This is a genomic window from Paenibacillus cellulositrophicus, from assembly GCF_009363095.1.
GTDB classification, from domain to species: domain Bacteria; phylum Bacillota; class Bacilli; order Paenibacillales; family Paenibacillaceae; genus Paenibacillus_AQ; species Paenibacillus_AQ favisporus.
Map to the genome: position 1 here is coordinate 2,847,501 of NZ_CP045295.1, position 19,854 is coordinate 2,867,354.

Sequence of the window (19,854 nt, forward strand, 5' to 3'; positions counted from 1 at the left end):
ATAATACCCGAAATAAATACGGCGCCCAAAGCAGCCTGCCAGGTAATTTGACCATTGGATCCAAGCACGACGGTCATAAAATAAGCGTTCAGACCCATACCCGGCGCCAAGGCGATCGGGATATTGACAAACAATCCCATCAGGATGGTAACGAGGCCCGCGCCGACTGCGGTGGCGAAAAACACGCCTTCATGAGGGATACCCGCACCGTCCGGCCCGAGAAACAGATTGTTGACGAACAGGATGTACGCCATCGCCATAAACGTCGTGAGACCGGCGATCATTTCTGTTTTTACATTTGTGCCGCGTTCCTTTAATTTAAAGAACCGTTCCATTTTCAAATAATCCCCCTTAGAAATTTGAGTCAGAACGACAAAAAAGCCCGGCAGACCGCAAAGCGACCACCGGACATTATGAATGAAAGAAAGAGATATCCCGCCAGCATCAGCTTGGACTTACCATGGTCAAGGCAAGCTGCGCTGCGAGTTGGACATCATCTCTTCTAAATTCGTAGCCAGATCATTACGGTGATCTCGTAGAGACTCCCGGGCCAATTCCCGGGATTATACGAAAGAACATATGTCGTTTCTCACATCATTCATTGTATGGAGACAAGCTTCACTTGTCAACAGAAAAAACGAATAATCGAGAGTATGACATGATTCAATGTTCGGAAATTTACATATTTCTCCCATGGAACGATGGCGCCTTATACAGAACAATTTCTCTAACTAGATAGATTGAACTAAAGTTTTGCATTGAACTTACTGTTATAACGGCCCACTGCGGCCCTGTAACGTTCATTTCTTTAGTTCATTCTATATAGGGTTTAGCTTTTGGAATCGACCCGGAAATTATGTAGACAACAAAAAAAGACCCGCACTTGCCTAAGCAGATACGGATCTTGAACCTTGAAAAGGATAACGATTAACCTTACTCCCACTCGATCGTGGCCGGCGGCTTGGAGGTGATATCGTACACGATGCGGTTAACGTTCTCCACCTCGTTGACGATACGCACCGAGATTTTCTCCAATACGTCCCACGGAATGCGGGCCCAGTCGGCGGTCATGCCGTCGATCGAAGTTACCGCGCGGATGCCGACGGTGTACGAATACGTACGTGCGTCACCCATGACGCCCACACTCTTCATGTTCGGCAGAGCCGTGAAGTACTGCCAAATTTCCCGGTCAAGCCCGGCTTTGGCGATTTCTTCGCGCAAAATGTAGTCGGAATCCCGAACGATCGTCAGCTTCTCTTCCGTCACTTCGCCCAGCACGCGGATCGCAAGGCCCGGACCCGGGAAAGGCTGGCGATAAACGATTTCTTCAGGCAGACCGCATTCCTCACCAACTTTGCGGACTTCGTCCTTAAACAGCGTTTTGAGCGGCTCGATCAGTTTAAATTTCATGTCCTCCGGAAGGCCGCCCACGTTATGATGCGACTTGATCGTCTGAGCCGTTGCCGTTCCGCTCTCGACGATATCCGTGTACAGTGTTCCTTGCGCCAGGAAGGCAAAGTCGTCAAAACGCGCAGACTCTTCCTCAAACACGTAAATGAATTCGTTGCCGATGATTTTCCGTTTTTGTTCGGGATCGTCCACGCCGGCCAGCTTGGACAAGAAACGCTCGCGGGCGTCGATTTTGACAACCTTCATATCAAATTTGCCTACAAAGGTATCCATTACGCTCTCGGCTTCGCCCTTGCGCAGCAGGCCGTGGTCGATAAACATACAGGTCAGCTGATCGCCGATCGCCTTGTGGATCAGCATCGCAACGACGGAGGAATCCACGCCGCCGCTCAGCGCGCACAGCACTTTCTGGTCACCGACGGTTTCGCGGATTTCACGAACCTGATCCTCGATAAAGGATTCCATCGTCCAGTTACCCTCACAACCGCAAACTTCATAAAGGAAGTTGCGGATCATTTCGTTGCCGTGCACGGAGTGGCGTACTTCCGGATGGAACTGCACCGCGTACAGCTTCTTCTCGCCATGGCTCATCGCCGCGATTGGAGCAGACTCCGTACCCGCGTCGAGCTGGAATCCGGACGGAAGCTCAACGACATGGTCCCCGTGGCTCATCCATACGACCTGACGGTTGTCCAATCCTTGGGTAAGCGTCGTGTTCGGTTTGAACTCAAGCTCTGCTTTTCCGTACTCGCGTTTGTGCGCGCGCTCCACTTTACCGCCGAGCTGCTGCGCCATCATCTGCATGCCGTAGCAAATGCCGAAGATCGGCAGCCCCAAATCGTACACAGCCGGGTCCACATGGGGTGCGTCTTCCGCATACACACTGAGCGGTCCGCCGGAGAACACGATACCCTTCGGGTTCAGCTCCCGGATCTTCTCGATCGGCGTGTTAAAAGGCAAGAGCTCGCTATATACTCCCAGATCGCGGATGCGTCTTGCGATTAATTGATTATATTGTCCCCCGAAATCGAGGACAACGATGATTTCATTTGGCTTATTCATTACCGTGCCTCCCTCAATTAATGAAATCAATTATACGCAACGATAATTCATACCGTCAAGGAAGCCGCAGCACCTAAGTTATGCCAGCCTGCCGGCGATCAAAAGGCATCTTCGCAGGAAAGCGCTCCCTTGGCTGCGGCTTACGGGAACCTGACCATAAGCTATCTTTTCCCATTCCGCGGCAAAATCGTACATTTCTTTGCGCATCATCTCATCATCTACCTGTAGGGACTGCACGTATTCCCGAACGGTGGCCCCCGGCGTAGCCGCGCCATAGCGGCGGGTAATGCCCTTCCATGCCGGAAGCGCCGCCCGGAGCAGCTGCTCCTTGCCCGGAAAGGTCCGCCGCGATAAATACACCAGGCACCACAGCCAAATCAGGCCGCGATACGTCCAGGCGCAGCGGACGGCGGCGGCCAGCAACAAAGCGGTGGCAGCTGCTCCAACCGCGATCCACGCATGCTTGGCTATAAAAGACGCGATCCCGAGCGTGATGTTCTTCAACTGGAGGGCGGCGCGAACATAGTCCCAGGTCCCCCCTGAATGGACGTCCTGTGCCTGGACCGTTCCACTGTCGGAAGGCAGCGCAAATCCAGGCGTCGGGTCGAACGGAATCCAGCCGGAGCCAGGGAAATATACTTCGACCCAGGCGTGGGCGTCGCCTTCGCTGATTTGATAGCGTCCCGGGTGGCCGCTGTCCTCTTTTCCCGGGGCAAATCCCCTGACATACCTTGTTGGAATTCCCTCGCTTCGCAGCAGCACCGCCATGGCGGTCGAAAAGTGGTTGCAGTATCCTTTCCTTGTCGTAAACAGGAAGTCATCCACAAAATCCTCACCTTGGGGCGGGACGCGGGTATCCATCGTGTAGGCGTAGTAGGTTTTCAAATAGTCCTCCACCGCGACGACCGCGTCATATCGTGTGAGCGACGCCGACGTAATCCGGTCCGCCAGCTGCTTCACGCGTTCGGGCAGCTTGTCCGGCAGCTGAAGGTATTCGTCCTTCACCCTTGCCGGATCCGCGCCCGTCTCTTCCCGCAGCAACTGAGGATCCACGGCGGGAATGTCCGCCTTGATCCGGTAGCCGTTCACTTCTGGCACGCCCGAAATCAGCGGCACCTTGACCGTTCCCGCATCTTCGTCGGCGATCACGGTCAGGGACACCGATTTCCGGCTCGACTCCAGGTCGAGCACCTCAGCGATGGGGCCGCCGGCAAAGAGAGGGAAGCTCTCGGTCATGGGCCGGCTGAACATGATTTGCTGGGTAACGGTCCGGTACTCGGCCATCGGAGCAGCCGGCTCATCTGCTTCCGGGTCCGAGCCTTCAGGCCGGACCGCGCCCGGAATGAACAGGGTGCGGGAATCAGCCTCCTGGCCGGTCCATTTACGGCCGTCATAGAGGCTGAGCGTTTCCCCGCGCCAATATGTAGGGACGGGGCTCTCCGCTTCAAAATAGAGCCGCCCGCCTTGGCTCAGGGGCATTCCCATGTCCTGATCATCCCCGCTCAGGTTGTAGCCCGTCACGGCTGTGGCTGAGGCGTCGCCGTAATTGTCCCGGATCCAGGATTCCAGCCGGCCGGCCGCCTGCTCCAAGGATATCCTCCCCGGAGGCTTGGCCTCAGCCGCATATCCCAGTCCCCAGCTGCCGCCGAGGACCAGGAGGGACAGCAGGCTGAGCGACACGATCCAGGTGCCGTACACCTTGCCGCTAAACCTCCCCGATGTATCGCTCTCGCGCAGTCCGGACAGATGCAGCATCCCTTGAAGCAGCAGCAGCAAACCGCAGGTGCGGATCATATCGGCGTAAATATGGATGCCAAGCAGTGTCTCAAGGCATATCAGGTAGAGCAGGGTGGCCGCGGCGAACAAAAAAATGCTGCGCCGCGACAAGGCAAGGGATTGCACGGAATAAACCAATAAGGACCAGCCGACGATCAAAACCAGCGTCCGGGTCTCTGAGCTGGTTTCGGCAAAGTGCCCGGTGGACAGCAGCAGCAGAATATCATCGCGGCATTGCGATATCCAGGAAATCAGCCAGCTAAAGGGCTGGCCCTCTCCGGAAACGTTATACCAAGCGGCGCCGACCAGCAGGAAGTACACCGGAAGGGTAAACGTCCACCTCGCCAGCAGGGTTCCCCACAGCAGCAGAAGCGCTGTCAGCCACAACAGCGTCGTCATAAATCCGTCGTCCGTGGAACCTGTCAGCGGCCGGAGCGGAATGAGCCATTCGGCGAACAGCCCCATAAAGGGCAGAGAGATGATGAGTCTGTACAGAAGCGGATCCGTACGCTCTTCCATCTATACCGCCCCCTCTCCGGGGAAGTTCGACTCCACGTGACCGACGCGGGATACACGGCTGCCGTGCACGATAAATACGCCGGCCCCCAGACGTGAAAGCAGCGCCGCCCGGCGGAACAGGCCGGGGTCGTGGATCGACGCAGCGTACGATGCCGAATCGCTGCTGTCGTTTCTTTCCGCAGCGCCTGCGCAATAGATATCCACATATCCCCCGGAGGAGATGATTCCGGATACGGCGCGGAGCAGCTCGTCGGTCAGATAGCCGGTGACGATGGCCGTTCTTTTGCCTTTCAAGTTCCCGGCAGCTTCCTGAAGCTGTGCAGGCAGCGGCATGCCGCCGGCCAACGTCAGTCCCGACAAGGCTGCGAGCATGCCGGTGATCTCTTGCCCAGTCTCCTGCCTTGACGCAGGGCCGGGTCCTCCGGCTTCTACCGGCATATCGGCACGGAGCCCGGACCCGAGCAGCGCCACATTCTCGCCGGCACGCCCGGCTTCAACGAGCAGCCCTGCCGCCGCCGATACGGCGGTCTCGAACCCCCGCTGCGCGGCCTCGCCGCTGACGTCGCCTGCCCGGGCGCCGGCCGGCATATAGCCGCTGAAGGAGCGGTCGATCATGACCGCGTAAGAGGACTGCTGCGCCTCCTCCGGCAGGCTCGTATGCAGGCGGCCCCACCGGGCAAGGTGCTTCCAATGGATACGGTTCGGCGGATCCCCCGGAACGTATTCCCGCACCTCCATCCCCTTCATGCCGTCCGCAAACCGAGGAGGCCGGAGACTGGCCTCTTCGCTGTAAGACAGCGAAGCCGCCGGCCGGCATTCCTGTCCGACGGGAAGCGGCTCCGGCAGCACGATAAACCGGCCTTCTCCCTTTACGACCTTTCTTCCCTGGAACCAGCCGAACAAGCCGCCCCATTCCAGCGCACAGGCTTCAAACCCGTAATGCCCCCGCGGAAGAGCGGGAATCTCATAGCGATACGTTAAAGAGCGCCGAAATCCCGGAAAGAGCACGCGGCGGAAGCTCCCGCCGGTATAATAATCCTCCACAGCCATCCAGGGGAGGGGCAGCGGTGAGCGGAAATAAATCCGCATGGTCACAGGCACGGCCTCCCCCGACGGAATCAGGCTTTGGGGCAAACTGCGTTCCACCCGGATTTGCCGGGGGCCTAGCAGCTGAACCAGCATGCCGCCGGCCAGCACCAGGCAGGTCACAAACATCATGAACCATAAGGCCTCGCCTCCGTGCAGCCGGTACATGACCACCAGACCGCCCAGCACGGCAAGCCCGATCCCCCATTCGAGGACCCGCCGCATCATAAGCGGCCTCCTTTGCGGGAGTGAACGGGCAGCACCAGCTGCTTCAGCAGCTCCCGGACCAACTCCTCGCCGCTGGCCCCCGCAAGAAGCGCGGCATGGTTCAGCATCAGCCGGTGGGCGAGGACCGGCACGGCGGTATCCTTGATGTCATCCGGGATGACATAGGAGCGGCCGGCCATGTAGGCCGAGGCCTGGGATGCGTTCATCCAGGCCAGTGTCCCCCGCGGGCTGATGCCGAGCTGGACATTCGGATGCCGGCGCGAGGCGTCGGCCACCTGGACGAGGACCAGCTTGATGGACTCGTCTACGAAGACGCCGCGGACGGCGCGCTGCATGTTCGCCATTTCTTCCGCCAGCATGACCGGCTTTATGGCGTCCAGCGGATGCTCCAGCTGCATTCGCGTCAGCAGCTCCACCTCCTGGGCCGGCTCCGGATACCCCAGGCTCAGCCGCATCATGAACCGGTCCATCTGCGCCTCAGGCAGGCGGTAAGTCCCTTCGAAATGCAGCGGGTTTTGCGTGGCCAGCAGCAGGAACGGGCGCGGAAGCGGATAGGTGGTGCCGTCCACGGTCACCTTCCGCTCTTCCATCGCCTCCAGCAGGGCGGATTGGGTCCGGGGCGAAGCCCGGTTGATTTCGTCCGCCAGCACAATATTGGAGAGAACCGGCCCGGGCCGGAACTCGAAGCTGCCGCTGTGCGGATGGTATATTGAAGTGCCCGTTACGTCGCCGGGCATCAAATCGTATGTGAACTGGATCCGGCCGAACGTGCAGCCAAGGCAAGCGGCGATGGCCCGGACCAGCATTGTTTTGCCCACTCCCGGAACATCCTCCAGCAGAATGTGGCCGCCGCTAAGCATGGATATCAGGGCAAGGCGTATTTCCTTTTCTTTACCGACGATAACGGATCCGACGCGCGATAAGACGCGGTTCAATAATTCCGGGGCAACATCATCATGAAACACCGATGGAGTCGACAAAGTAACAACCTCCGTTTCCAATCATGGCTTGTTCCCGTCAAAATAGGGAATCTATCAATATTCTCTCCATGTAGAAAAGGAAGTAGACCTGCCGCACCGGCTCATTTTTTAAGAGTGACGAAACCCTCTGCAAAAATCGTAGATTCGCTCCATTGGGCATCCAGACCGTTAAAATACCGTGACCCGACGCTCCTCTTCATTAACCGATGCCGTGATTCCGGCATATCCGGAAGCTTCAAACAAGCTGCGCAGAGGCACCCACAGCGATCCATTGACCGTCAGCACCTGCAGCGTCGCCCTAGAGATCACCTGATTGCCCTCCAACGCCTCCAGCCTGCCCGTATCCGCATGGATCCGCAGCGAAACCGCGGCGTCCGCCGATAAGGACGCGACCCAGGCCGCCCCGGCCGAATCCCAGGCTGTACTGCCCCCAATCCGCTCGGTCAGCGCGCGCAAAGGCACCATGTAATGTCCGTCAACGATGCTGTACTCGCCGGTATCCAGCGTGGTCTCGAGCCCGCCGACATCCAGGCGGAGCGGTTTGCCAGGCTCGAACAATGCGGCATTCTGCGCAATATGCGACTGAATCCAGGCGGCGCTTGGCGCGCTTCGCTTCAGTCCGCGGGCTGCGGCATTCACTTTAAATTGAACCGGCGGGTCTTGCGGTGACAACACACCGAACTGATATCCGCGGGCCTTGTACCAGCTAATTATTTGCGGGAGGGCCTTTACGCTTTCCGAATGGCCGGGACCGTCATGCATGAGAAGAACTACCTTGCCTCCCGGGACGTTCGTCGTGGCACCCTTCAGGATATCCGCAGCCGGGACATCACGCCGCTTGGAATCGCCGCTGTCCACGTTCCAATCCGTCACGACGTACCCTGCCTGCTGCAGCAGTTTAAAATACGTGTCATCAAAATGCCCGGCTGTCCCCCCGGGGGCCCTGATCAGCTGCGGCCTTTCCCCCGTGATCAGGCGTATCTCCTCTTCGGTATCTTTGATTTGGTCCCAGAACGCAGGAAAAGATTGATAGAGTTCGGTATAATTATGGTCATATGTATGGTTGCCGATGGCATGACCTTCCTCGTAGATCCGCGAAATGAGCTGCGGATATTTCTTTACCTGCTCACCGAGAACAAAGAAGGTTGCACCAATCTTGTTTTTCTTTAAAATATCCAGCACCTGGCCCGTTAAATCGCTGGGGCCGTCGTCAAAGGTCAGATACACCGTTTTGGGGCTGACCGGAGCGGGTTTCTTCGTCGTATTGGAGGCAAGCAGCCCCGCTTGGCCCACATGGACCGGATCGGTTTGCCGTCCGATGACAGCAGAACTCTTTTCGCTCGCAGATTCATTGTCCGGAGCCGTCTTGACCGCATTCTGAACCAAGGGCGTCATAGGCTGAAGCAAGGTTCGCCCTTCCCGGACGCTTGCGCAGAATATGATAACTATCACCGCCAAAACGACCCCGATCGATCCGAGAACAACGCTGAATGTCTTCTTCACCATGTACCTTCTACCTCCACTATTTCTATGAGTTCTGCTTTCTGGTAGATTATATGGTGAGAGAAGTGGAAATAGACTTAAGGAAAGCCGAATCTTTCAAGAGCTTAATCATCCTTGCTTCCGGATGGCATTCCATCGGAGTCCGTTGTAACTCGTTGGAGTCCGGTTGTGTGATCTTTGGGGCCCGACCTGAATTGGAGTGAAAACCTTTTGGAATTGTTAAAATGGATTCATTTGATGTTCGAGCAGTACGGCTACCTTGTGCTGTTTCTCGGACTGGCTTTGGAATTTATCGCCCTCCCCTTTCCCGGAGAAACGACGATGGCCTATGCAGGCTTCCTGTCCTACGACGGCATGCTTCATTACGGGTGGCTGCTGATCGTCGCGTTTGCCGGAACGACCCTGGGGATGACCATTACATACTTCATCGGCCTCAAGGCAGGCCTTCCTTTTCTCCAGCGCTATGGCAAATGGTTCCTGCTCTCCGAGCATAAACTGGAACGGGCCAGCCGCTGGTTTAACAAATACGGGCAAAGCCTGGTCTTTATCGGATATTTCATCCCCGGCGTCCGCCATTTTACCGGCTACTTCGCCGGCATGATCGCCCTGCCCTTCCGCAAATTCGCGTTGTTCGCGTACAGCGGCGCGCTGCTCTGGGTCATCCTGTTTATCAGCATCGGCAAAATATTCGGCCCGCAGTGGAAGTTCGCTTTTCACCTGGTGGAAAAGTACTCCTTCTGGATCGTCGGCGCCGTCATTATCGCTGTTGTCGGGTTTCTTCTTTACCGTTACCGCAAAAAAATGCGCTCGCTGCTGTCCAAACTGCATGTCAGCTGACATGCCGGGACAGTGAACGGCCACGGCGAGGAAGCGATGAGCTCCGTCCAGTGGCGTTTCCCCTGCCTCGTTGCCACAAATAAAAAAAGACGCACGCTGCATGAAATGCAGTGCGCGTCTTTTCTTTTACATCCTAAAAATATAAGTTCATTAACCCTCCGCGTTTGCGGTGCTGACGCTTTGTCCTTGAAGCTCGTTCTTGAGCTCGGTGTGCGGCTTCGTTCTCTTGATGAAGAAAGCGAGAGCCAGCGCGGCGACACTCAGCCAAGTGGCAACGATGAACGCATAGTTAATGCCGTGAACCATCGAATCTGCGGTCAGCTTCGCCATAGCGGCTTTGTCGGCTGGATTGACCGTACCCCCGGCAAGGACGTCCTTGACATGACTCTTCGTTTCATTGGTCATGACCGTCACCAGGATCGCCGTACCGATCGAGCCCGAAATGGTACGCAGCGTATTGGACATCGCCGTACCGTGAGCATTCATGTTCCGCGGCAGCTGGTTGAGACCTGCGGTCTGGATCGGCATCATCAGCATCGACATACCGAACATCCGAATCGTATAAATGACGATCAGATGGGCGTACGATGTTTCAACGGTCAAACGGCTGAATTCATAAGTCATGATCACCGTGATGATCAAGCCAACGACGGCCAGCCATCTTGCGCCAATTTTATCAAAGACCGCGCCAGTAATCGGCGACATGATCCCCATCAGAATCGCGCCGGGCAGCATCATGAGGCCCGATTCGAGCGGCGTGAAGCCGCGGATGTTCTGCAGGAAGATCGGCATCAGGATCATGCCCGCGTACATCGCCATCGTGATAATGACGTTAATGATCGTCGTCAGCGTAAACATGTTGTATTTGAAAATCCGGAACTCCAGCATCGGAGTCTTGGATACGAGCTGGCGCCAAACAAAGAGGATCAGTCCTACCGCGCCGACAATCAGCGTGGCGATAACGGTCGCGCTCCCCCATCCGTCGGTACCCGCGTCACTGAAGCCATAGAGCAGGCCGCCGAAGCCGATGGTCGACAGAACCACCGACAGGAAGTCGAATTTCGGTTTGGTCACGCTCGTTACGTTCTTCAAGAAAAATACGCCGATTAATGTGGCGATGATCGCTACCGGCAGGATGATGTAGAACAGAACCCGCCAGGAGTGATGTTCAACGATGTACCCCGACAATGTCGGTCCGATAGCCGGAGCCAGGATCATGGCGATCCCCATCATGCCCATCGCAGATCCCCGTTTTTCGATCGGGAAAATGTTCAGGAACACGACGGTCATCAGCGGCATCAGAATGCCTGCGCCAGCCGCCTGAATGACGCGTCCGGTCATAAGTATCCCAAAATTGGGTGATATCGCGCATATCAGCGTTCCCAGCGAAAACATCGTCATCGCCGAAATAAACAGCTGGCGGGTTGTAAACCGCGCGATCAAAAATGCCGATACTGGAATCAATACGCCGTTAACCAGCATGAAGCCGGTCGTAAGCCATTGGCCTGTCGTCGGCTGAATGCCCAAATCATCCATAATTTTGGGCAGGGCGATATTCATCAAGGTCTGATTCAAAAATGCCACGAATGCGCCGAGGAGCAGTGCGGCAATGATCGGCCCTTTCCGGATATGCTCCATAGACTGAGCTTGACTGCTATTCATAATTACTTTCTCTCTCTCCCTTTTGGCTGAAAATCTGAATAATTTGCTGGTGTGTCGCTAGTAAATGGCTTCTGTCCTCCTGTTTGATCTGTAAAAGAGGCAGCAGGCAGCCCATGCTGACTTGCTCGGTCTGCTGTCTAAGTTCATCTCCCTTCTCAGTTATCCGCAGCGCGATCGACCGCCGGTCCGTCTGGAGCCGTCTGCGTTCAACGAGCCCGGCCTTGACGAGCCGATTGACAACCCCGCTGGTGGCGCTGTTCCCCATAAGAATTAAATCTGCTAGCTCGGAGAGTCCGATGTCCGGATGCTCGCGGAGCGTGTGCAGGACAAGATATTGAATCCAGGTGGTCCCAAGAGCATCGGCATGCTTCCAGAAGATTTGGTAAAACGTGAGATTGACCTGGCGAAAAGAGTACAACAGCTCGAGAATTTCTTCTTGAGGACCCAAAATCATTCTTCACCCTGTTTCTATTTCCATCTCTTAATATTTCGCATACGAATTATTTTAAAACCAACATGTTTACGTGTCAATAAAAACATAAGAATAAATTTACATATATTTTTGCAATCCATTTTCAAAAATATCCCCGAAATTTACCGGAATCGCTTTCATTAGAAGAGCGGTACCCGGAGCGGCTGCAGACCAAAACTGGGCCCCCGAACCATTCCGGGCAGCCCAGCTCATTTTAAATGCTTCACTTCCTATAGTTATGATCATGCGTTTTAATATTTGTACGGCGAGCTACATAAAATTAAAGGACTGACACGACGTCGCCGGCATGGCCCGCCACCCGGAGCTTCCGCCATTCCTTGATGAGCCTTCCCTCTTCATCGATCAGGAACGTCGAACGGACGACGCCCCAGAACTCGCGCCCGTACATTTTCTTTAGCTGCCATACGCCGTACAATTCGCTCACATGATGGTCCTTGTCGGATAGCAAAGGAAACGGCAGGCTATATTTCTCGGCAAATTTGCCATGGGATTTAAGCTCGTCCGGGCTGATCCCTAGCACGACCGCGCCTTTCGCTTCAATCTGAGGAAGTGCGTCGCGGAAATCGCAGGCTTCCTGCGTGCACGCGGGCGTATTGTCCTTCGGATAAAAATACAGCACCACCTTGCGTCCCCTAAAGCTGCTGAGGGTGATCTCCTCCCCTGTAGAAGCCGGAAGGGTAAAATCGGGAACCATGTCTCCAACTGCAAATTGTGTCATATGTATCACTTTCTCCTTTCAGAGGCCAAGCACTGCATCTATATAAATTGAACACTTTCGTTCATTTTATCTTGGTGAAATGCTTTCCAGAATGTAAAATTGATTGTATTGTCAAAAAAAATTATAATAAATGAATCCTTACTCTACAAATGTCTGAACATGTCGAAGACAAGCACTCTCCTTCAACAGGATAGCGAAAGGAAGAAAAGGAATGACTCCAAGGAAAAAAACAATATTATGGATTATAGCCATTATCGTATTAGCCATCATCGGTTATGCGGTCTATTATTTCGCATCGATTTATAATGGCCTGCAGGGATTGCAGAAGTCCGCCGAAAACTCTCCTTTTAAATCGGTTACCCCCGTCGAAGTCAAAGTTCCCGATCCTCCCAAATGGGAAGGCACCGAACCGGTCAACATCCTGCTGATGGGCGTGGACGCCCGCGGCATCAAGGAAGGTGAAGTTCCCAGGTCTGACAGCATGATGGTCGCCTCCCTGGATCCCGTCAAGAAGCGCATCAATGTCTTTTCGATCCTCCGCGACACGTACACCGACATTCCCGAACACGGCCAAGACCGCATCAATACAGCGATTACCCATGGACCGAATACGGCAATGAAAGCGGTCGGCGATCTGCTTGGCATTCCTATCCAGTATTATGTCTATACGGATTTTCAAGGATTCATCAAGCTGGTGGACGCCGTCGGCGGCGTAGATTTTTACGTGGAGAAGGATATGTATTATCCGAGCAACGCGGACAACCATGAATACGATATCGACCTGAAAAAGGGCCAGCAGCATCTCGACGGCACAACGGCTCTGCAGTACGTCCGTTTCCGTCATGACGCAACATCGGACTTCACGCGGACGGAGCGGCAGCGGGCCTTCCTGAAGGCGGTCGCCCAGAAAATGCAGTCCACGACGTCCATCATGAAGCTGCCGAACATTTTGGAGCAGGTCAGCCCATATATAGATACGAACCTGTCCGTCAATGACATGTGGAAACTGGCGACAGTCGGTTACCAGAGTCAAATGGCCGGCAGCGAGCAAATTCCGCCGATGAAGCTGCTGAAAGAGGAAAAGGTCGGCAGTGCTTCCGTCCTGACCGTTTCCAGCGAAAGCAAGCTGAAGCAGTATATCCAGGATATTATGAACAAGCCGGAGACGGTGCCGGTATCCAGCGAAGGCAAAACAGGCACCCCAACCAATACCAATTCAACAACCTCCGGGGAGACCGGGGAGAACAGCAGTACGGGCAGCAGCAACTAGGCTGCCCGCCTGCTTTTTATTTGAGAAAGGAAGTTATCCGTCATGAATCGAACACGTTCCGAACAATTATATCAGGAAGCACTGCAGCACATCGTCGGCGGCGTCAACAGCCCCTCCCGCTCGTTTAAAGCGGTTGGCGGCGGGGCGCCCGTCTTTATGAAACGGGCGAACGGAGCCTACTTCTGGGATGAGGACGACAACCGTTATATCGACTACCTCGCCGCTTACGGCCCGATCATTACCGGGCACGCCCACCCGCATATCACGGAAGCCATTACGCGTGCCGCTCAGAGCGGCACCTTGTACGGAACGCCGACGCAGCTTGAAATCCAGCTCGCCCGGATGCTGAAGGAAGCGATCCCGTCGATGGACAAGGTCCGCTTCGTCAACTCCGGCACCGAGGCCGTCATGACGACGATCCGCGTCGCGCGTGCCTACACGAAGCGCAACAAGATCATCAAGTTCGCCGGATGCTATCACGGCCATTCGGACCTCGTGCTCGTGGCGGCCGGCTCGGGCCCTTCTACGCTGGGGATTCCGGACAGCGCCGGCATCCCGACCAGCATTGCGCACGAAGTCATTACCGTGCCTTTCAATGATCTTGACGCCCTGCAGGCCGCGTTGACCAAATGGGGCTACGACGTAGCGGCCGTCATGGTCGAGCCGATCGTCGGCAACTTCGGCATGGTCATGCCGAAAGAGGGCTTCCTGGAGGGCCTCTGCCGCATGGCCCATGACAATGGCTCCCTCGTCATTTATGACGAGGTGATCACCGCCTTCCGCTTCCACTACGGCAGCACGCAGACCTTTGCCGGCCTGCAGAACCATGACGCGATCCGGCCGGATCTGACCGCCCTCGGCAAAATCATCGGCGGCGGGCTGCCGATCGGAGCCTACGGCGGCTCCAAGGAAGTGATGGAGCAGGTCGCGCCGCTCGGCCCGGCCTACCAGGCCGGCACGATGGCGGGCAACCCGGCCTCCATCTCGGCGGGCATCGCCTGCCTTGAAGTGCTTCAAGGCGAAGGCGTCTATGAAGAGATGGACCGGCTCGCTGCGAAGCTCGCGGACGGACTCCAGGCATCGGCCGGCCGATACGGCGTGCCGCTGACGATCAACCGCATCCGCGGGTCGCTGTCCACGCATTTCTGCGACCATCCGGTGACCAACTACGACGAAGCGCAGGATACGGACGGCGAAGCTTTCGCCGCCTTCTTCCGCGCCATGCTAAACCGTAATATCAATCTCGCGCCGTCTAAATACGAGGCCTGGTTCCTGACCACAGCCCATACCGAAGCGGACATCGACGCGACGCTGGAAGCGGCAGAAGCCTCCTTCAAGGAGATCAGCAAGTAAAAGAGAATCCGGGAATGGCTGGAATCCACGCCGATTATAACGAAAGACCCCGCCTGCGGCTGTTATGCCGTAGGCAGGGTCTTTTTTGTATTATGATAAGTACCTCTAAGCTAACATCTGGCCACAATTCCGGCCGTCCGCTTCCTTACTGCTGAGGCTTGATCTCATCGAAAAACTTGGTTTGCACCAGTTTGGCCGCGTCGTCCAACTGCTTCTTGGAATCCGTGTCTTTCTTCGAGAACAGCTCCTGTACGACGTTGGACATCGCGCCATAGTAATCCTGGGTGCCGTACTGGGCTTCAGGCTTGCCGTCCAGCAGTCCGAACAGGTTCGGATCGTATTTGTACACGTTGTCGTACTTGTCGTAAATCGCGGCCACCTTTTTACCGTACTCCGAATCGTCCTTGAAGTAGTTCAGCGGTGCCGGTACGAAATATTTATTGTTGGACTTACGCTCCTGAATATTGCCTTCGAGCGCTTCCAGCCCTTTATCCGTAAAGTAGTCGAACGTGATGTAGCGGAACGCCATTTCCTGCTCATCCTTGGTGGCGTTCGGATTAATGACGAGATAGTTGCCGCCGAGAATACCGTAATGCTTGCCGCCTTTCTCAGCCGCCGGCATCGGATAGGCCAGCACGTTCTCCGGCTTCAGCCCGCCCTGGTTGAGCGCGGCGTCAATGACGTCATACGCGCCTGCGATGACCATCGCCGTCCGTCCCTGCTGGAACGCGTTCAGGGCATCGCTCCACCCGAGAGCCCAATCCTTCGGAATGGCGTTGGCTTCCCATCTCAGCTTCTTATAGAAATCGAGTGCCTTCACGCCGGCATCCGAATTGAACGCCGCCGTATACTTCCCGTTCTCCACCTTCTGGATTTCCCCGCCCGCCTCGAACAGGAAGTTCGTCCAGTTCCATCCGGCTTCATTGCCTTTCCCCATCGGCGCAATGCCGGAGATGCCCTTCTTCACATCAGCCGCGCCTTTGGCCGTATTGTACATATCGTCCCACGTCCAGTCCAATGGCGGCACTGGAACCTGCTTGGCGTCAAGCAGCGCTTTGTTGATCATGGTCGATGTGATATACCCGTTCTGGGTAACGCCGTAGACCTTGCCGTCCACCATGAACTGGTTTTGCAGCAGCGGATTCATTTCGTCCTTGTATTCCCACTTGTTGTACAGGTCCGAAATATCCGCGACCCAGCCGCGTTCCACCAGCATTTGCGCTTCGGTCGCAAACGTGTTGTAGAACGTCGGGGCTTCGTTCGAAGCCATTTTGATGCCGATTTCGTTGACGCTGTACTGCCAGTCGTCCTTCACGATCGTCACGTTCGGATACTTCTCGGTGAACCGTTTGATCTTGTCGTCTTCCTGCGCCCGCAGATCTTTTTGGTCCGGAAGCGGATAGTGGATTTTGATCGTGATTTTCTTCTGGGTAATATCGTCCTCCGATTTCCCCGCATCCGTCGTCGCCGTCGTTCCCCCGGATCCGGATCCATCGGACCCGCTGCCCTGATTGTCGCCGCCGGCCGTTTTGCTGCCGCCGCTGCAAGCCGCAAGCACCGAGGCCGACAGCAGGAGGCACATCAGCACCATGGAAAACTTACGCATTGAAACTCCCCTTTTCGTCAAATGGTATGGTTTACCCTCTCATCATAAGAGAGGATGGTTCATCAATCGATGTGTAATCGTATGCCCTTCATGTGCATGCCTACGATGTTGGCCGGTCATCCTTTAACCGCCGACAAACTGACGCTCCGCATAATGAACCTCTGGAACACAAGGAATACGAAGATCGGCGGGATCATGACCATGAACAAAATCGTGAATTTAATGTTGTTGTCCATGCTCCGTGCGTTGATGACGTATTTGTAGATCGCCGTGGCCAGTGTATACTTCTCCTCACTGTGCATCACGAGCGACGGCCAGAACCAGTCGTTCCATGCCGTGGAAAAGATAAAGATGGCCAGTGTGGCGAAGATCGGCACGGACAAAGGAACGGCAATCCGGACGTAGCTTGTGAGTTCGGACGCTCCGTCGATGCGGGCCGCTTCGAAGATCTCCGGATGAATGCCGTCGAAGAAATTTTTCATCAGCAGAAAATAGTAGGCGCTGGCTCCGGCCGGCAGCCAGAACGCCCAATACGTATTGAGCAGGCCCAGCTCCTTCAAATTAACGAAGTTCGGAATGATATAGCTCGACGCCGGGATAAACAAGGTCATCAGGATGAAAAAGTAAATTCCCCTGCGGAACGGCACATTCAGCTTCGAGATGCTGAACGAGGCCAGGCCAAGCACCAGCACAGTCATCAGCAGATTGCCGACGAAGATCAAGATCGTGTTCTTCAAAAACATTGGCAGGTTGATATAATCCCAGCCTTCCGAGAAATTGTCCCAATTCCACGTTTGCGGAAAGAAATGCGGAGGGAACGAGTTCACTTCCTGGTTCGTCTTCAGACCGTTAAACATCGTCATCAGAATCGGGTACAGCATCGTGACGACCATCACTGCGATGCCAAGCACCATGATGCCGTACACCACTTTGTTCAGCGGCTTCCTCAAATCGGAAGAAGAAAGGATTCCTCTGTCATGCTGGCTCATCTAGTAATCCTCCTTGTTCATCTTGAATTGAAGCAGTCCGAGCAGGCTGAGTACGATAAACATCAGCATGCCCAGTGCCGTCGCCGAGCCGTAATCCAGCTGGTTGAACGCGTACTTCACGATAAGCAGCGCATAAGTCAGCGTCGTGTTGTTCGGTCCCCCGTCAAGCAGCGCGAGCTGGGACTGGTAGGCTTGGGACGTCCCGATGATTTGCAGGATAAACATCAGCACGATCAGATTCCGTATGGAAGGGATCGTAATGTAGCGGATCCGGTTCCATACGCCTGCCCCGTCGATCTCGGCGGCTTCATACCAGTCTCTCGGAATGCTGAGCACGCCGGCCAAATAGATCAGCATCGCGGATCCGAACTGCTGCCACGTCTCCATGAACACAATCGAGATCATAGACCATCGCCCGTCGGAGATAAAGGACACCGGTTCCACACCGAAGCTGCTGAGCAGCCCATTGATCGGACCGACCGGGTCATACATCCACCGCCACATGCCGTACAGCACCACGCCCGGCACTACAAACGGCAGGTAAGCGGCAATCCGGGCGAAGCCCTGAAAGAAGCGCAGCTCCGAAATCGCAATCGATGCCACGATCGGCACCCAGAAGCCGATAATGACCGTTAAAAACATGTAATACAGCGTATTTTTAACGGCTGTCCATACATCGGGGTCGTGCAGCACTCTGGCGTAATTATCGAAACCGACAAAGGTGTTGCCTTTAACGAAATCAATCGTAAAGAAGCTGTACACCGCTCCTTTGATAATCGGCACCCACAAAAACAAAATGAAAATGACAATGGCCGGCAGGATGAACAGGTATCCCCAAAGATGCTTTTTCCACCTGCTCGTTCGTCTGCCCGCCGGCTCGCTCTTCGCTTCCGGCTTTAACATAGCTGTAGCGGGTTCCCCCATCTGTCTCCCTCTTTCCTCTAACGTTTCTTAAGGATAATTGTAGAAAAGCGGGCTGCCCGCGCACATGTCTAGTTCTATGGAAATGATGGCTGTTCTTACTTCTTCATCTCGCTCGGGCTCATGCCGAAATACTTTTTGAATATTTTGCTGAAATGCTCCGGCGACTCGTACCCCACCCGCTCGGCGATTTCATAGCGGCGCAGGTCCGTGTTCTGAAGCAGGTGGCGGCTCTCCTCCATCCGCAGCTTGATGACGTATTCCCACAGGTTATGCCCGGTAATTTTCTTAAACAGGTAGCTCAAATAGTTCGGACTGACATGGTTCTTCTTCGCCACCTCATGAATGGTCAGCCCCTTCTGGCTGTAGTTCTCTTCGATATAGCGCCTCGTGCTCTCCACAATCCGGTTGCTCTGCGTTGACAGCTCTTCTGCAGACGGATCTTCAGCGTAGTTATGCCAATTGAAGTCCCCGTAATAAAAAACGCGGTAGTCCGGGTAGTGCCGGCTCCACAGCATCGCTTTATCGGCCTGGCGGCCGAGTACAGAAAGAAAAGGAAAGCCCTTCAGAATCTGGCTGATGGCGACTGTACAATCCAGCTTCAAATATTTGCGAATATGATGGTACACGCTGCGGCCGGCCATTTCGAGCTGGCTGAGCTTGTTCTCGCCGGTTTCGGCATTCGCCGCCTCGCTCCACTGGATAATCGCATGGATGTCGTCATCCGGCGAGTAAAACAGAAGCGCATCCCATTCCTGATCGAGCAGCTCCTTCACAATATTGAGCGAGGCATAACGGAGAAGCCGCCGATCCCTGTCGGTATAGGACGGGCTGCCGGAGGAAAAGTCCAGCCTCATTTTCATAACGGCAAAATACGGACCCTTCAGCCTAAGCTCGCCATATTCACCGCCCGTCTCAAGATCCCCCGATTCATGGCCCGCTTCTTCCGACAGCAGCCGGTTCAGAAGCTCGTTCTTGCGGGGCTCGGGCTCCTCCATGCGAAAATCCTCTTGTGTGGCAGTCAAAAGCTCATTCACCTGCGGTATCCGTTTATCCATCTTGAGCAGCACGCTGCCGACGGAGTCCAGAAACTGCTCGCTGTTCAGCGGCTTAAGCAAATAGTCCTTGGCTCCGAGCCGGATCGCGCTTTGCGCGTACTGGAACGTTTCATGCGCTGAAATAATAATCGTCTGCACCCACGGCTTGATGATTTTCGCCTGGTGCATCAGCTCGATTCCGTTCATCTCGCCCATCTGAATGTCGGTGACGAGCAGGTCGACCTCCTCCATCCGGACGATATCGAGCGCCTCATGGCCGCTGCCCGCCGTATAGACTTGACCGATGTCGAGGCCCGATGCGCTCAACAGCCCGGCTAATCCCTTGCAGATGAGCGGCTCGTCGTCGACGACCAAAATATTGAACATGGATGCTCCCCCTTGTA

The 19,854-nt window shown here is 55.3% G+C and carries 16 protein-coding genes and 1 riboswitch (1 of these 17 cut by a window edge); of the genes, 3 read left to right on the forward strand and 13 right to left on the reverse strand.

Annotated elements, in window-relative coordinates; translation table 11 throughout:
- From GCU45_RS12835 to GCU45_RS12860, 6 genes are all read right to left on the reverse strand, one after another.
- Positions 1-335: the start of an NCS2 family permease gene (locus GCU45_RS12835; RefSeq protein WP_152399234.1), read on the reverse strand. The gene continues 1,036 nt to the left of window position 1, outside the view; 335 of the gene's 1,371 nt are visible here — the first part of the coding sequence; its start codon is at positions 333-335; its stop codon lies off the left edge, out of view.
- A gap of 156 nt (positions 336-491) precedes the next feature.
- Positions 492-591, reverse strand: a riboswitch (purine riboswitch).
- A gap of 342 nt (positions 592-933) precedes the next feature.
- On the reverse strand, positions 934-2,472 hold the full coding sequence (gene guaA, locus GCU45_RS12840) for a glutamine-hydrolyzing GMP synthase (RefSeq protein ID WP_152399235.1): 1,539 nt from the start codon (positions 2,470-2,472) through the stop codon (positions 934-936).
- Between the two features lie 78 nt (positions 2,473-2,550).
- Positions 2,551-4,767, reverse strand: coding sequence for a transglutaminase-like domain-containing protein (locus GCU45_RS12845; RefSeq protein WP_152399236.1), 2,217 nt, complete (start codon positions 4,765-4,767; stop codon positions 2,551-2,553).
- Positions 4,768-6,081, reverse strand: coding sequence for a DUF58 domain-containing protein (locus GCU45_RS12850; RefSeq protein WP_152399237.1), 1,314 nt, complete (start codon positions 6,079-6,081; stop codon positions 4,768-4,770).
- Positions 6,078-7,061, reverse strand: coding sequence for an AAA family ATPase (locus GCU45_RS12855; RefSeq protein WP_244364544.1), 984 nt, complete (start codon positions 7,059-7,061; stop codon positions 6,078-6,080). The genes GCU45_RS12850 and GCU45_RS12855 overlap by 4 nt, the downstream gene beginning before the upstream one ends.
- A gap of 168 nt (positions 7,062-7,229) precedes the next feature.
- Positions 7,230-8,567 carry a polysaccharide deacetylase family protein gene (locus tag GCU45_RS12860; RefSeq protein WP_244364546.1) on the reverse strand — a complete coding sequence of 446 codons (1,338 nt, stop codon included), beginning with the start codon at positions 8,565-8,567 and terminating at the stop codon, positions 7,230-7,232.
- A gap of 207 nt (positions 8,568-8,774) precedes the next feature.
- On the opposite strand from GCU45_RS12860, the gene GCU45_RS12865 reads away from it, so the two are divergent.
- Complete coding sequence (locus tag GCU45_RS12865; RefSeq protein ID WP_116234349.1) at positions 8,775-9,401, forward strand: DedA family protein; 627 nt, start codon at positions 8,775-8,777, stop codon at positions 9,399-9,401.
- A gap of 150 nt (positions 9,402-9,551) precedes the next feature.
- On the opposite strand, the gene GCU45_RS12870 is transcribed toward GCU45_RS12865, so the two are convergent.
- From GCU45_RS12870 to bcp, 3 genes are all read right to left on the reverse strand, one after another.
- Positions 9,552-11,063, reverse strand: a complete 1,512-nt coding sequence (locus tag GCU45_RS12870) for a DHA2 family efflux MFS transporter permease subunit (RefSeq protein WP_152399238.1) — start codon at positions 11,061-11,063, stop codon at positions 9,552-9,554.
- Positions 11,056-11,511, reverse strand: coding sequence for a MarR family winged helix-turn-helix transcriptional regulator (locus GCU45_RS12875; protein WP_167527129.1), 456 nt, complete (start codon positions 11,509-11,511; stop codon positions 11,056-11,058). Before GCU45_RS12875 ends, GCU45_RS12870 begins: the two co-directional genes overlap by 8 nt.
- 304 nt (positions 11,512-11,815) lie before the next feature.
- Positions 11,816-12,274 (reverse strand): thioredoxin-dependent thiol peroxidase, encoded by a 459-nt coding sequence (gene bcp / locus GCU45_RS12880; RefSeq protein ID WP_076175761.1) that lies wholly within the window; start codon positions 12,272-12,274, stop codon positions 11,816-11,818.
- A gap of 211 nt (positions 12,275-12,485) precedes the next feature.
- Between bcp and GCU45_RS12885 the strand changes: the two genes are divergently transcribed.
- Together GCU45_RS12885 and GCU45_RS12890 are read left to right on the forward strand one after the other, a co-directional pair.
- On the forward strand, positions 12,486-13,544 hold the full coding sequence (locus GCU45_RS12885) for an LCP family protein (protein WP_152399239.1): 1,059 nt from the start codon (positions 12,486-12,488) through the stop codon (positions 13,542-13,544).
- Positions 13,545-13,586: 42 nt separating this feature from the next.
- A complete protein-coding gene (locus GCU45_RS12890; RefSeq protein WP_152399240.1) occupies positions 13,587-14,897 on the forward strand; it encodes a glutamate-1-semialdehyde 2,1-aminomutase in 1,311 nt (436 codons plus the stop codon).
- Between the two features lie 145 nt (positions 14,898-15,042).
- Here the strand turns inward: GCU45_RS12890 and GCU45_RS12895 are convergent, their stop codons facing one another.
- The 4 genes from GCU45_RS12895 to GCU45_RS12910 form a co-directional block, all read right to left on the reverse strand.
- Positions 15,043-16,503 (reverse strand): ABC transporter substrate-binding protein, encoded by a 1,461-nt coding sequence (locus GCU45_RS12895; RefSeq protein ID WP_152399241.1) that lies wholly within the window; start codon positions 16,501-16,503, stop codon positions 15,043-15,045.
- 116 nt (positions 16,504-16,619) lie between these two features.
- Complete coding sequence (locus GCU45_RS12900) at positions 16,620-17,492, reverse strand: carbohydrate ABC transporter permease (protein WP_094600071.1); 873 nt, start codon at positions 17,490-17,492, stop codon at positions 16,620-16,622.
- Positions 17,493-18,395, reverse strand: coding sequence for a carbohydrate ABC transporter permease (locus GCU45_RS12905; RefSeq protein ID WP_240913475.1), 903 nt, complete (start codon positions 18,393-18,395; stop codon positions 17,493-17,495).
- A gap of 116 nt (positions 18,396-18,511) precedes the next feature.
- A complete protein-coding gene (locus GCU45_RS12910) occupies positions 18,512-19,837 on the reverse strand; it encodes a response regulator (RefSeq protein ID WP_152399242.1) in 1,326 nt (441 codons plus the stop codon).
- Between the last annotated feature and the right edge of the window lie 17 nt (positions 19,838-19,854).

Excerpts from the sequence above, each read along its gene's own strand:
- guaA (WP_152399235.1), bottom strand. The coding sequence starts at position 2,472 with ATGAATAAGCCAAATGAAATCATCGTTGTCCTCGATTTCGGGGGACAA.
- GCU45_RS12845 (WP_152399236.1), bottom strand. The coding sequence starts at position 4,767 with ATGGAAGAGCGTACGGATCCGCTTCTGTACAGACTCATCATCTCTCTG.
- GCU45_RS12850 (WP_152399237.1), bottom strand. The coding sequence starts at position 6,081 with ATGATGCGGCGGGTCCTCGAATGGGGGATCGGGCTTGCCGTGCTGGGC.
- GCU45_RS12860 (WP_244364546.1), bottom strand. The coding sequence starts at position 8,567 with ATGGTGAAGAAGACATTCAGCGTTGTTCTCGGATCGATCGGGGTCGTT.
- GCU45_RS12870 (WP_152399238.1), bottom strand. The coding sequence starts at position 11,063 with ATGAATAGCAGTCAAGCTCAGTCTATGGAGCATATCCGGAAAGGGCCG.
- bcp (WP_076175761.1), bottom strand. The coding sequence starts at position 12,274 with ATGACACAATTTGCAGTTGGAGACATGGTTCCCGATTTTACCCTTCCG.
- GCU45_RS12885 (WP_152399239.1), top strand. The coding sequence starts at position 12,486 with ATGACTCCAAGGAAAAAAACAATATTATGGATTATAGCCATTATCGTA.
- GCU45_RS12890 (WP_152399240.1), top strand. The coding sequence starts at position 13,587 with ATGAATCGAACACGTTCCGAACAATTATATCAGGAAGCACTGCAGCAC.
- GCU45_RS12895 (WP_152399241.1), bottom strand. The coding sequence starts at position 16,503 with ATGCGTAAGTTTTCCATGGTGCTGATGTGCCTCCTGCTGTCGGCCTCG.
- GCU45_RS12900 (WP_094600071.1), bottom strand. The coding sequence starts at position 17,492 with ATGAGCCAGCATGACAGAGGAATCCTTTCTTCTTCCGATTTGAGGAAG.
- GCU45_RS12905 (WP_240913475.1), bottom strand. The coding sequence starts at position 18,395 with ATGTTAAAGCCGGAAGCGAAGAGCGAGCCGGCGGGCAGACGAACGAGC.
- GCU45_RS12910 (WP_152399242.1), bottom strand. The coding sequence starts at position 19,837 with ATGTTCAATATTTTGGTCGTCGACGACGAGCCGCTCATCTGCAAGGGA.